General features: G+C 39.4%; 11 protein-coding genes. 7 read left to right on the top strand and 4 right to left on the bottom strand.

Annotation, left to right across the window (positions count from 1 at the left end):
• On the top strand, positions 1–1,899 hold a 1,899-nt coding region (locus D5F11_RS19060), incomplete at its 5' end, for an OmpL47-type beta-barrel domain-containing protein (protein ID WP_126646630.1).
• 336 nt (positions 1,900–2,235) lie between these two features.
• Here D5F11_RS19060 and speB read toward each other — a convergent pair.
• A complete protein-coding gene (gene speB / locus D5F11_RS19055) occupies positions 2,236–3,213 on the bottom strand; it encodes an agmatinase (protein ID WP_120115603.1) in 978 nt (325 codons plus the stop codon).
• 12 nt (positions 3,214–3,225) lie between these two features.
• Positions 3,226–4,332: a YkvI family membrane protein gene (locus D5F11_RS19050; RefSeq protein ID WP_120115604.1), complete on the bottom strand. Its 1,107-nt coding sequence runs from the start codon at positions 4,330–4,332 to the stop codon at positions 3,226–3,228.
• Positions 4,333–4,619: 287 nt separating this feature from the next.
• On the opposite strand from D5F11_RS19050, the gene D5F11_RS19045 reads away from it, so the two are divergent.
• The 3 genes from D5F11_RS19045 (at position 4,620) to D5F11_RS19035 (ending at position 6,792) form a co-directional block, all read left to right on the top strand.
• The gene (locus D5F11_RS19045) at positions 4,620–5,072 is read left to right on the top strand and encodes an Lrp/AsnC family transcriptional regulator (RefSeq protein WP_120115605.1); all 453 of its coding nucleotides are present in this window, start codon (positions 4,620–4,622) and stop codon (positions 5,070–5,072) included.
• 89 nt (positions 5,073–5,161) lie between these two features.
• Positions 5,162–5,356 carry a hypothetical protein gene (locus D5F11_RS19040; protein ID WP_126646629.1) on the top strand — a complete coding sequence of 65 codons (195 nt, stop codon included), beginning with the start codon at positions 5,162–5,164 and terminating at the stop codon, positions 5,354–5,356.
• A gap of 113 nt (positions 5,357–5,469) precedes the next feature.
• Complete coding sequence (locus tag D5F11_RS19035; protein ID WP_120115607.1) at positions 5,470–6,792, top strand: short-chain fatty acid transporter; 1,323 nt, start codon at positions 5,470–5,472, stop codon at positions 6,790–6,792.
• A 354-nt stretch (positions 6,793–7,146) separates the two neighbouring features.
• On the opposite strand, the gene D5F11_RS19030 is transcribed toward D5F11_RS19035, so the two are convergent.
• Positions 7,147–8,088, bottom strand: a complete 942-nt coding sequence (locus D5F11_RS19030; RefSeq protein WP_245998259.1) for a nuclease-related domain-containing protein — start codon at positions 8,086–8,088, stop codon at positions 7,147–7,149.
• 436 nt (positions 8,089–8,524) lie between these two features.
• On the opposite strand from D5F11_RS19030, the gene D5F11_RS19025 reads away from it, so the two are divergent.
• From D5F11_RS19025 to D5F11_RS19015, 3 genes are read left to right on the top strand one after another with little or no spacing between them, the layout of a single operon-like run.
• A complete protein-coding gene (locus D5F11_RS19025; protein ID WP_120115609.1) occupies positions 8,525–9,181 on the top strand; it encodes an amino acid ABC transporter permease in 657 nt (218 codons plus the stop codon).
• A 1-nt stretch (position 9,182) separates the two neighbouring features.
• Complete coding sequence (locus tag D5F11_RS19020) at positions 9,183–9,905, top strand: amino acid ABC transporter ATP-binding protein (RefSeq protein ID WP_120115610.1); 723 nt, start codon at positions 9,183–9,185, stop codon at positions 9,903–9,905.
• A 17-nt stretch (positions 9,906–9,922) separates the two neighbouring features.
• Positions 9,923–10,702: an ABC transporter substrate-binding protein gene (locus D5F11_RS19015; RefSeq protein WP_425470858.1), complete on the top strand. Its 780-nt coding sequence runs from the start codon at positions 9,923–9,925 to the stop codon at positions 10,700–10,702.
• Positions 10,703–10,963: 261 nt separating this feature from the next.
• Here D5F11_RS19015 and D5F11_RS19010 read toward each other — a convergent pair whose 3' ends face one another.
• Complete coding sequence (locus tag D5F11_RS19010; protein ID WP_120115611.1) at positions 10,964–12,601, bottom strand: PucR family transcriptional regulator; 1,638 nt, start codon at positions 12,599–12,601, stop codon at positions 10,964–10,966.
• Positions 12,602–12,732 lie beyond the last annotated feature (131 nt).

Below are 12,732 nucleotides of genomic sequence, written 5' to 3'. Positions count from 1 at the left end.
GAGATCACTAATGGAAAGACAGGACCGAGCGGAGTATCGAAAACAGAGTATAAGGTTGGCTCAACAGGAACGTGGAAAACATACAAATCATCTTTTACGGTAAAAGCAGAAGGGGAACATGTTGTTTATGCCAGGACACATGACCATGCCGGAAATATGGGAGATGAATCGGAAGCGATTGTACAAATTGATCAAACGTTACCGAAGATTATGCTAAACGGTAAAGATAAAGTGTTCATGGAATCCGGATTAGCGTATAAAGACGAGGGAGCAACAGCTTCCCATACGCGTTTTGGGGATTTAACAGACCGAATTAAAGTTACAGGCGATCAGTTTGATACATCGAAACCAGGAGTTCATACGATTTCGTATTTGGTCACGGATCCTGCAGGGAATATGACAAAGCATACCCGGACAGTGGAAGTGGTTGAAGTTACTGGACTAGCTACTTCTTCTGATGTTCCGAGCAATCACGGAGTCGGGGACACATATCAACTACAGGTCATACCAACTTATGGTAATGCAAATACTCCCAAGCCGTTTTTTACAAATCGACTTCATTTTAAATCTAGCAATCCTGCTATCGCGAGCATAACAAACAATGGGACTATTCATTTTCATAAACAGGGAAAAGTCACGATTGCCGCAACGTATGGAGATATTGAAAGAAGTTGGAATTTTACAGTGGATAACTACCTCAATTTAACTGAAGAACGAATACTGAGGCCAAACACCACCTATACTTTAAGAGGCACAGATCTACAACTGAGGACACCAGGAAATTTAGTAGCAGGAACTAGTATAGTTGTGCACAAGGCTAAACTGGAACAATCAGCATATACCGGATTGAAGCCTGCTGGGGACAGCTATTCATTTACAATTAATAGCCCGGACCCAAACCATTTGACAGACCCGTACACATTAACAATGGGATATGACCCGGTAGGGGAAAGTAAAAAAATAGGGATTTTTCGTCTTAATGAAGAAAAAGGAAGATGGGAATTTGGTGGCGGTGAAATAGACAAAAAAAGACAGGTGATTGTTACGGAAGTACCGCATTTTTCATCCTATGCTGTATTTTTGGATGACCTAGCACCAGATATCACTACTTTTACTGCTTCAGGCGAAAAAGAACCAATATTGACGTTCAAAGCTGAAGATGCTTCTGGTGTAAGCTATTATCGTTTACTTCGTGATGGAAAAGAACTGGCACAGTTAAAAGAAACTGATTCAACATTTATTGATCACAATGCTGAACTCGGGCAGACATATACGTACCAGTTAATTGCAGGAGATGCATTTGGCAATGAAGCGAAGAAAAGCATCCGGTTCACAACGAAAGCATCGCCTAAACCCGATGAAAATAACGATGATAAGCCAGCGTCGATGAAGATTATGGGGAACGGTTCTATTTCCGTCGGTGAACGATTGCAGGTGGAAGCAACAGTAAAAAATAAACACGGAGACCTCTTGGAGAATCAACCGATCACATGGAGCAGTTCAGACGAATCGATTGCTGCTTTTACCTCGGAAGGCATTCTGGAAGGAAGGAAAAAAGGAAAAATAAATATTACAGCCACTTTGGGAGATTTGACAGACGTGAAGGAAATCACTGTAATGGAGAGGCAAACAAGCACCCAAGTTACTGAAGTGAAGAATCAAGGTCAGTCAGGCGGAGAAAAGGGTGAAATAACGTCTCAGCAAGGAACACACCGTCATAACAATATAACCGGCAAGAAAACGGAAAAAGCCGCTTCCGATCATATAAAAACGCCGGTAAGTAAATCACTTCCAAATACAGGAACAGACATATACCGATATATTCTGGGCGGAGTGATCCTTATTTTGATTGGTTTATTACTGCAATGGTGGAACCGTGGACGCAGAAAGTCAATGTAAGTCATCTTTGTTTCTTATCCTGTTACAGATAGGTGAAAATAGGGACTGTCTAAACAGCCCTGTATGTCACCGTAAATATATATTTGATTTGTAGCTTTGGCATGAGCCCGGTATGGAACTGGGCTCATGCCTTTATGTTTTTGAAGGACATTAAATATTCAATGTGATGGTTTCTGTTAAAACAGTGTTGCAAAAGTGAAGGAAGCCAAGAGTTTCATTGGTGGCAGACTTAGCTTTGCGCTGGTGGAATAAAGTGAGGCGGTTTTTGATAATGGGACGATTGGTTTTTGGAACAATAATAAAGAGAAGTCCAAATTAGACTTCTCTTTAAAAGCATTATTTCGCTAAATTAAGTTGTTTTTCTCTTATGATAAAGTTAATAAAATCAATTATTAATCTCGCTGCTATTTGTGAAGTCACGCCACTAGGATCGTATAATGGATTTACTTCCACAAGATCAAAACCGATCACTTCACCTTTCTTTGCCACAGCCTCTAAAATCTCACTTACCTCGTCGTAATAGAATCCGCCTGGTGAAGGTGAACCGGCCCCAGGTGCAATAGAAGCGTCTAAACCGTCAATATCGATGGTAACATAGTATTTTTCACCATCCGGCATATCTTTCAAAGCTTCTTCAATTCCAATCTTTCTAATTTGTTTTGGTGATAAAATAGTACTTCCATAGGCACGAGCATCATCAAAGTCTTCTTTTTGGCTGCTTCCGACTCCTCTTATTCCAAGCTGTGCCATTTTATTGATATGATCCATTTCGGACATTCTTCGCATTGGATTACTCAACGTAAAGCGTTGGCCAGATGCATCTTTTAACCAGTCTAAATGGGCATCAATTTGGACGACATTAATTTTTTCTTTACTCTCTTCCAAAGCAAATGCAATCGGGTTTGTTACTGAGTGATCTCCACCTAAAACAATTGGAATGGCGCCCTTGGAAATAATTTTTCTAATCGCTTCTTCGGTATTTTCGTGGCTTTGCTCAACATCTCCATTAATAATTGAAACGTCACCACAGTCAACAATTTTCCAGCCATCATTATTGTAAACAATATCTTTTTCATGATCATATCCTGAACCAAACGCATATAGAGATGATTGTTCACGAATGGATCTTGGTCCCATACGGGCTCCGGAACGCCATGCAGTTGTCATATCATTTGGAACACCGATAATTGCAAAGTCAGCGTCTAATTCTTCTAAATCAGTGCAGATTGGATACTTTCTAAATGATGTAATCCCTGTGAAGGGCATGTCGAGCTTAACTCTTGTGTAATCCGGCTGTTTAGCATATTTACTCATAAGTTTTCCCTCTCATTTTCCTGTTTTTTTCGTTATATTAAGCATATCATAGGCTTGATTTCCAATTTTACCTTTGTTGATAAATTGGCGATAAAGCATTCCAACCATTAAGATTAAGCCGATATATCCAACAATTGGATATACTAAATCAATAATCTTGGCGAAGGGGAATAATCCTCCGAAAAAGCCAAGTACAGTTAAGGTGATTGTGATGATTCTATACTTTAGTGTGTTGTCTTTTGAGAATTGAATTGAAACAGTCCATAGCATACCCACTGCGGTTGTATAAATGGCAATGAGTAAAATAATAGAAAAGAAAAATGCTAAAGCAGAACTGATTTGATCCGCTAGGAATAAGGTCGGAATATCTTTTGTATGGAGTTTTTCGATATTTGACAGGATGCCGATATAGATGGCAAAGACCCCTATCAGCATAATCAATCCACCCAAACCTCCACCAATGATCACGTTTTTTCTCCTGACCTCATCCTTGCCCAGATTAGCCAGGAACGGCAATGCTACGAGTAAAACAAATGAAGAGTAGACAAATCCCGATTGCCACCAGTATTTGGTTGCTGATGATAAATCAAGCTCCTTCACAATTTCATTTGCCTGTGAAAATCCTGCTGGATCAAAGCTGCCAGCTCCTACGATGACTGCAAAAATGACTATAATAGGTCCTGCGATTCCCAATATTTTAATAATGGTTTCCAGACGTAATAAGGCAGTAGTTAGTACCAGGATGGCCATAATTGCTCTGCCAGTGATGATCCCTGTCCCAAAGTACTCCGAAACAGTGGCACCGGCTCCAGAAATCATGACAACAAAAACAACTAAGATGAATAACTGCGAGAACCAATAGAAGAAGGTTCCGAGGTATTTACCGCAAAAATAGATGAAAACAGCTTTTGAATCATCAGCTTTCAATCGGAGACCTATGTCCATTGCATATGCGCCAAACCACATATGCAAAACGGCTGCAATGACTATAGCACCAATACCGTAATATCCATGTGATACGAAAAATTGCAGTATTTCTTGCCCTGTCGCTGTCCCTGCCCCCAAGATGAATGAAACAAAGGCTCCTGCCAGGACAATGATTTTAAATGTATTGTTCATGTTACCCTCCTTTGTTAAAAGATTTCGAAAATTACCACGTGATTTGACTTTGTTTCCAATTAGGAAGCAAAAATCGCGGGCAAGCCTTATTACCCTTTTTTGACAGCACTTCAACACTAAGTCTTTCAGTTCTCAATTTATATTTTTCAAACAATTTATTCTCGAGTATAATAATAGAATAATTTAATGTTAATTTATATACCAAAATGAAGTTATTTGTCTCTATATAATTATTATTTGAATAAATTTACCAAAAATAATGTTCATTCTGAAGGAGTGCGTGAAAGATGGATCAAGTGGATATAAATTTAATCAGGTTACTGCAATCAGACGGGAGGATGTCAATCAGCGAAATGTCAAAAAAATTGGCTCTCAGCCGTCCTAGTGTGGCAGAACGACTAAAGCGGCTTCAAGAAAGAGGCATCATTGAAGGGTTTTTTGCCCAGGTTTCACCTTCAGCAGTTGGAAGAAAGTTATTGGTCATGATTGAATTAAGTGAAATACGGGTATCTCTTACCGAGTTCGAGCAAATGATTGCACACGAACCCGATGTCCTTGAATGTCATAAGGCGACAGGACATGTCCATTACTATATAAAGGCGGCATTTAATGGAATGGATGAATTGACGCAGTTGATTGAAAGGCTAATCCCTTACGGCAATACCAGGACATCTATTATATTGGACTCACCTGTGGCCAGGCGTGTAATTTTACCAAGTGAAGAACTTCGGAAAGAATAACACCTGAGTGAGGAAGTGTTGCTTACCGGTTTGTGACTTTGCGATTCATAAATTTAACTTCATTCAGCAGAAGTTTCCCACTTCAGTAAGTGGTAAGATGGTATTCCATTCAGCGGGGGTTCAAACCCCGGCTGAATAAAGTTAAAGCCTCCGGCGGATGCTCAGATTTTCAGAGGAAATTTATCGAGCGGAGTTCGATAAAATCTGGGCGCAAATACGCCAAGGCGCATTTGATTAGGGCAATGTTTTGCTCAATCAGTCTTGCGTATATTACTTTCTTATAAGTTTTTATACCACATGTATAACAATCCTCTCCACTTTCATACTTTTTGATAATTTTAAAATATTGCATCCTCCCTTAACATTTAATGTAACTTAAAATAAGGGAGGTAAAGCTATGTTAGCAGGTATCGCAGATCGTTTTTCACGAGTTGTCCAGCGTTATTTGCCAGACGCTTTTGTCATAGCAGTGCTTATGACGATACTTGTCTTTGCCATCGCATTAGCAATGAATCCAACGGAACCCGGTACTATTTTTTCAGCATGGGGTGACGGATTCTGGGCATATTTGGCATTTACAATGCAGATGGTCCTGCTATTGATGACGGGTATGACATTGGCAGCAGTTCCCTTTGTGAGCAGAGGGCTGTCTAGTTTAGCAAAGCTGGCGAACAAACCGTGGAAAGCTTATTTGCTTACTTTCCTGGTTTCCGCGGCAGCCTATTACATAAACTGGGGCTTGGCAGTTGTTGTTGGAGCCATCATCGCGAGAGAAATCGGAAAAAGAAACAAAAACGCGCATTTTCCACTTTTAGTGGCCTGTGCCTATTCAGCGACGGTGTTGTTTCCAGGAGGAATCTCGAGTTCGATTGGATTGACAATTGCTACAGAGGGGCATTTTTTAGAAGAAGTAATGGGAGTCATTCCAACATCAGAAACATTATTTCACTCTTCAACCATTATTATTTTCATATCTTTAGTTGTGATTATGTCTATTTTCATTGTTTTAATGTCACCTAAGAAAAATATTATTAGTTATCATTCCGCGGATTTGGATCAGCGGACGGAAAACGAAACAGCGGTCGCTAAAGATTCACTTACTCCCGCCTTAAAATTAGAATATACCCCCGTTTTAGGAATGTTGATTGGCGCAATTGGCATCGTTTACACGGCTATTTCGTTTTGGGGCGGCAGGGATTTGGATTTGGATATTATCAATCTTTTCTTCTTGTCGTTGGGACTGCTTTTACACCGTTCTTTGGGCCAGTATGCAGAAGCTTTTATGGAAGCTTCTAAATCTATTTCGCCCGTTGTCTTGCAATTTCCCTTTTACGCCGGAATCATCGCGGTATTATCCGGTTCAGGTTTGGGGCAGCTCATTATCGACGGGATGATTTCTGTAGCAACACCTGAAACATTCAATGTTTTCACTTATTGGGTTGCCGGATTTGTTAACATTTTTGCTCCATCGGGAGGTGGGCAATGGGCATTGCAAGGTCCTTTGCAAATACCTGCAGCAATGGAATTGGGGGTTGACCCATCTAAAACCGCAATGGCTGTTGCATGGGGAGATGGATGGACTAATCTGATACAGCCATTTTGGGCATTGCCGATATTATCTGTGGTTGGACTGCACATCCGTGATATTATGGGTTATTGTATTTTATTGAGTGCAATAGTAGGGATTGTCACAAGCATATTAATTTTCTTCTTGTATTAGAAAGGGCGAGGCTGGGTCAAAACCCTAAAATGAATAAACCACCTGAAATCAAATTTAAACCTTGATTTCATGCGGTTTTATTTTTCACGATTTGTACTAAAATCAATTAGGTTTCAATTTATGTTCCAGCCTCACTTTTATTGATTCCTTATTAATGAGGAGCATCCTTTGATTCAGTGATACCCTTAAATTTTGAGAGATACTATTCGGATTTAGGAGAATACTCTTGGCTTTTAAGAAATACTCTTCGGATTTAAGAACTACAATTAGCTTTTTGAAGGTTCCTCCCTATTCGAAGAGCAAGGTCTTTTTTTCAAAGTGTTACCTCCCATGCATGTTGTCATTCCCTATTTATTAAATCCACTTTTTCAACGCTTCTAATGATAAATGATATTTTCTATCCTTAAAGGTTCCTTCAAAGGGCAGATTTAGTGATCCCAACAGATGGGTGGCAACAGTAACGGAATCGAATTGTAAAAAATAGCGGAATTGTGAATTTGTAATGGTGTTTCCATTCAAAAGAAGGTGATCAATCAAAGCCTGAACGTGTGTCATTTTATCTGCAAATCCGCACTTATTGCATTTCCATGTTCCAAACGCCCTTTTAAAAGACAAAAGCTTGCATTTATCACAATAAACGCCTGGGTGAATGTCACTTTTATCAACTCGAAATTCTTGTAAAATATCGGGTTTTGAAGGAGTATGAAGCTTTAATAGGAGTTGGGAAATCTTTTGAAGGTCAGCGTATGATATGAGTTGCTTCTGTTGTTTTGTCCAAAACAACTCGGAATTTTGCCGAATAGCAGCTGCACGTATTACTTTTTTACTGGCGATCTTCTCATATTGGGGATCAAATTTGATAATGGAGGAAGGGTTTGTGACGACAACAAACGAGGTGCCGGGAAGAATAATATCCAGTTTTTTTCTTATCAGATTTTCCAAATGATATTGTTGGTTCTCCGCCTGAGTAATGGGATTGGGATACGATTCTGTTCGACCTTTATACGTTTGGAGCATTTGCTGCTCCTCGAAAGTCAACGTGCCGGTATGATTTTTCGCTTCATAATTTGTGAAATAATGTCTTGATAAAAGGAGAGCGTCTATTTGAAAAAAAGTGTTATTCCACAGGGGAAGCCGAAGATCATGGAAGATAAAGTGTTCGTTTTGAGGCAACTGTGACAAATGATAGTCGAGGGACAATTCCCCGCGGTAACCTGCTTTCCTAAATCTTAGCTCTTCCTCAATGTGGAATTTACTCGGATGATTTGGGGGGATTCTTCTTAAAAGTGCTTCCATTATCAGGATTTTTAAGGGAATTCTCCTGAATTTCTTAATCATTTAAACACCTCAATTTGATTTATTATGAAATAATTCGACGGATTTCGGTAAAATCCTTTATTTACGGGATTTTGACTTGCTCCGAAAGCTATTTAGTTTTTCGGTTTGCCCGGACATTCTCAAATATTTATGATACTATCCAGTTTGCCGGGATACTCTTCAGAATTCAGAAATACTCTTAACTTCTTCCAAATTTCTCTTCTCCCCCGGCACCATCCCCGATCTCACCTTTCTTTTATACAACATGTATAAAAACGTTTCCTACATTATGATAAATTGGATAATGAAATCGCTGTCAACTTATTGTTACTATATAAATGTGTTTTCGATACAGATAGTAGATTTAGTGTAAGGGCTTTCTGAAGTTTTAAAAAAAGCAAAGGGTGTTGTACTAATGGGACAATTTATGGATAGTTTAATTTCGACGTTCAGCGGTTTTATGCAAGCCGCTTTGGTTACTCTGCAAATCACGGTTGTTTCTTTAATCTTAGCGAGCATCATCGGGTTGTTTGTTGCATTGATGAAACTGTCCAATAAGAAAATCCTTTCCTGGATTGCGAATCTTTATATAGGAGTTATTCGCGGAACGCCGCTGATTGTTCAAATCATGTGGCTGTATTTTGGAATTACGCAGGTTGTTGTGTTATCTGCATTTTGGGCTGGAGCCATCGCGCTCGCTATTCATAGTGGGGCGTATATTGCGGAAATTTTCAGGGGAGCTATACAATCAATTGACAAAGGACAGATGGAAGCGGCTGAATCTCTAGGTATGACGAGAAAGCAGGCGATGAGAAGGATTATTTTTCCACAGGCATTCAAGCGCTCCATTCCATCTCTTGGGAATCAGTTTATTATCGGTCTGAAAGACTCTTCACTTGTCGCTTTCATTGGAATTACAGAGATTTTCAACCTTTCTATGAGCCAAGCCGCTGCCACCTTCAGACAGTTGGAATTTTATACAATTGCAGGGATTTATTATTTGGTTCTGATCGTCATTTTCACACTCATTACAAACAAAATTGAAAAACGGCTGGACACAGGGAGAGTATAAGATGATAAAAGTAAAAAATTTGCATAAATATTTCATGGATTTACATGTGCTAAAAGGGATAGATTTAGAGATTAAAAACAAAGAGGTTGTTGTTATTCTTGGGGCGAGCGGGTCAGGAAAAAGCACTCTTCTTCGGTGTTTGAATTATTTGGAGGTAAAAGACGAAGGAGAAATCTGGTTTGAGGATACAAAAGTAGACCCCACAAACATCAAACTGAACAAAGTAAGAGAGGACATTGGTATGGTGTTTCAGCATTTCAATCTGTTTCCTCATAAGACAGTGATTGAAAATATCATCGAAGCTCCGATCATTGTTCGAAAAATGGAAAGGGAAAAGGCGATTCAGCAAGGGATGGAGCTGTTGAAAAAAGTAGGTTTGGCTGACAAGGCCCACGTGTATCCAGAAAAGCTGTCCGGGGGACAGAAACAAAGGGTGGCAATTGCCCGCTCATTGGCTATGAGTCCGAGGGTCTTATTATTTGATGAGCCGACATCTGCATTAGATCCTGAATTGGTAGGGGAAGTATTGAATGTTATGAAGGAACTTGCTCAGGAAGGCATGACGATGGTAGTTGTAACGCATGAAATGGGCTTTGCACGCGAGGTGGCCGATCGAATTGTTTTTCTGGATAACGGAGTCATCGCCGAAGAAAGCACTCCTGAGCAATTTTTTACAAACCCACAAAGCGAGAAAGCCAGACAATTCTTAGGAAAAGTTTTATAAAAATAGGGGGAATCAAGTTGAAAAAATCAATTTATGTAATGTTGATGGGGCTAATTTTTGTGACTCTTTTAGCTGCGTGTGGATCAAAGGACAAAGAAGCATCGTCAGGGGAAGGGAAAAAAGGCGAGGACTTTGTCTTCGCATCAAGCGGACTCTATCCGCCATTCAACTATTCTGATAATAATAAATTGGCCGGTTTTGATGTGGAAATTGGTACTGCGATTGCAGAAGAATTAGGAATGAATCCTCAACCTGTTAAGAATCCATGGCAAACGATCATCGCTGCTTTGCAGACGGACAAGTTTGATGCCATCATCGGAAGTATGGCTATAACAGATGAAAGATTGAAGGAAGTCAATTTTACTGATCCTTACTATGAATCAGGTGCGCAAATTTTTGTAAATGAAGATAATGATTCTATTAAAAGTGCGGATGACTTGAAAGGCAAAACAATCGGTGTCGTTGTTTCCAGTACGTTTGAGGAAAATGCCAAAGAATATACAGACGATGTAAAAACATACGACAGTGACGTGACTGCACTGCAAGATTTGATGGTTAAAGGGCGCTTGGATGCTGTCCTTACTGACCAACTCGTTGGAATGTACGCCATCAAAGAAAACAACTTGAAGATCAAAAAAGTTGGTGAACCAATTTACTTGGATCAAATGGGAATAGCTATCAGGAAAGAAGATGAAAAACTGCTGAAAGATGTGAATAAAGCTTTGAAAACACTTAAAGAAAATGGAAAATACGGTGAAATCAGCGAGAAATACTTTGGAGAAGATATTTCAAAGTAAGAACGCTAGTGTAGTATAGTCTAGCCCCCTCCTGACGAGAGAAAGAGAGTGCTTGTATATCCTAGCGCTTATGCACTCGACAGGTTGAGGGCGTGACAACTTGCGCCGTCGGAGTCGATGGTGGCTTATTGTAAGAAACCAGCTTGATTCAATCAATGTCTTGTGAACATACCTCAAGTAAACGTCACGCGGCCTTGCGACAACATAAGTTCCTGAATAAGCTATCCTTTGGGGTATTCAGTGCAGCTTTAAAAAGAGCCATCACGGCTCTTTTTTCAATATGTTCACTAATTTATATGCCATAACACCGAGCTGAAGTTTTAGCAGGTCTTCTGTGGATTTGATATCCAGACCTGTACGGATTTCAATCTGATTCAGTCTATATCTTAATGTATGTCGATGAATATACAATTCTTCCGCAGCTTTTTGAATGCTTTGGTTATTCCTGAAATAACTGTCCAGCGTTTCGATTAAATCAATTTCTTTATTACTGAGCAAACTGCTCATATGTTGCTCATAAATGGACATTAAAGGAATCCCCGAGCGTTCCATTTCTAACAGCAAGTCGTACATTCCCAGATCATCGTAATGTACAATATTTACTTTTTTGCTGACTAAATCACTCAATTTTACTGCGTAATGAGCTTCCTGCGCACTTTTTCCTAATTCATCCACCTGTTTGTAATCTTTTCCAATCCCTATAATCAAATCCACGTTTGGAAAATAGTACGTCCAATTTTTTAATAAATCCTTCGCGAGACTAATGGAATGTTTATATATTTCTTCTTTGGTTTCCCCTATGACATTTGTCAAAAAGATAATGGAATTTAATTTTGTTTGAATCAAATGTTGCTTTTTTTTCTGACCTAGAATTTGATCAGTCAAATGGTACAGCCTGTCTGTCAAATTGACGTCAATTTTTTCAGGATGTTTAAAAGTCAGATGAAAAACGGACTGATTTAAAGTGAGGTCATAACCAAGCTTCAATCCGTGGTCAATGATGATTCTCTCATTTATATAATTTTTATTGAATATGTCCTCGATAAAATTGCTTTGAATCCGTAATTGGGTTTCTTCGATCGCCTGTTTTTTCAAAAATTCCATAGCATAGATGGGGGCAGCCTGCTCTATGGCGATATCGTCAAGCTCCTGCCAATCGGCCTCCGGTTTCGTCATGACAATCCAGCCATAACACGATTGCTTCGCGATGATTGGATAAACAGTGGAAATGTGATTTTTAAACGTAAAATTCACTTTGGATTCTCTTTTTAAGCTAGCTATAAGGTGTTTCGAGATGTCAATTTCGTCGCCATTGACTGGGTTCCATGTCAAATTGTCGTTATCGCTTGAATAAATGGTGTCGTAAAACTCATTAAAGATGAGAATATGCGAGCTCGTCAGTTGGGCCAACCTCTCGGTCACTTCCGTTAAACTTTGGTCATTTAGTATAAGATTCGTCAATTCACGATGAATGTTTTCCGCCTGCTCAAGCAGATGCATCTGGTTGTTTACAATTTGTTCCAGTATCGCTTTGGTGATTTCGGAAAAATTGATGTCTGTTGGAATTTCAATCAACGGGAGAGCATTTTCGTTGGCTAATTCAATAAAGCTAGCCGGAATTTCCTTCATATAAAAACTTGTATAGATGGCGATTCCCGATAGCAGTTTGGATTTTAGCAGCTGATGGAATACCTCAAGCTTCTCCTCGTTTTCTGATAATCCAAACCCTGTCGTAATCAAAAATTCCCCGGGCTGCAATCGGCCGATATCTTCCAGAACTTCAACAATGGTCACCCATTTTATACTGTTTTCGCCCCCTTGATGGCCTGCTACCAATCTTGTTTTTTTCATGACTGGCAATTGAAGTGCGTTATGAATGCTGATAGCTATTTTAAGCAACCCCTTTTATACACAAAGTACAATGAATGCCGTTGTTTTTTGCATTTTGGTCGAATAGAACGGCATCTCTGTGTCGGCTATAATTTTCTTATACACATAATAACATTTTTATAGAGTAAACGCTTACGAAA

The sequence above is a fragment of the Siminovitchia terrae genome (assembly GCF_003605405.2).
GTDB lineage: Bacteria > Bacillota > Bacilli > Bacillales > Bacillaceae_C > Siminovitchia > Siminovitchia terrae.
This window is presented reverse-complemented; position numbering and strand designations above follow the sequence as displayed.

Coding starts and splice junctions, on each gene's coding strand:
- D5F11_RS19020 (WP_120115610.1), top strand. CDS start 9,183: ATGATAAAAGTAAAAAATTTGCATAAATATTTCATGGATTTACATGTG.
- D5F11_RS19025 (WP_120115609.1), top strand. CDS start 8,525: ATGGGACAATTTATGGATAGTTTAATTTCGACGTTCAGCGGTTTTATG.
- speB (WP_120115603.1), bottom strand. CDS start 3,213: ATGAGTAAATATGCTAAACAGCCGGATTACACAAGAGTTAAGCTCGAC.
- D5F11_RS19050 (WP_120115604.1), bottom strand. CDS start 4,332: ATGAACAATACATTTAAAATCATTGTCCTGGCAGGAGCCTTTGTTTCA.
- D5F11_RS19035 (WP_120115607.1), top strand. CDS start 5,470: ATGTTAGCAGGTATCGCAGATCGTTTTTCACGAGTTGTCCAGCGTTAT.
- D5F11_RS19045 (WP_120115605.1), top strand. CDS start 4,620: ATGGATCAAGTGGATATAAATTTAATCAGGTTACTGCAATCAGACGGG.
- D5F11_RS19030 (WP_245998259.1), bottom strand. CDS start 8,088: ATGGAAGCACTTTTAAGAAGAATCCCCCCAAATCATCCGAGTAAATTC.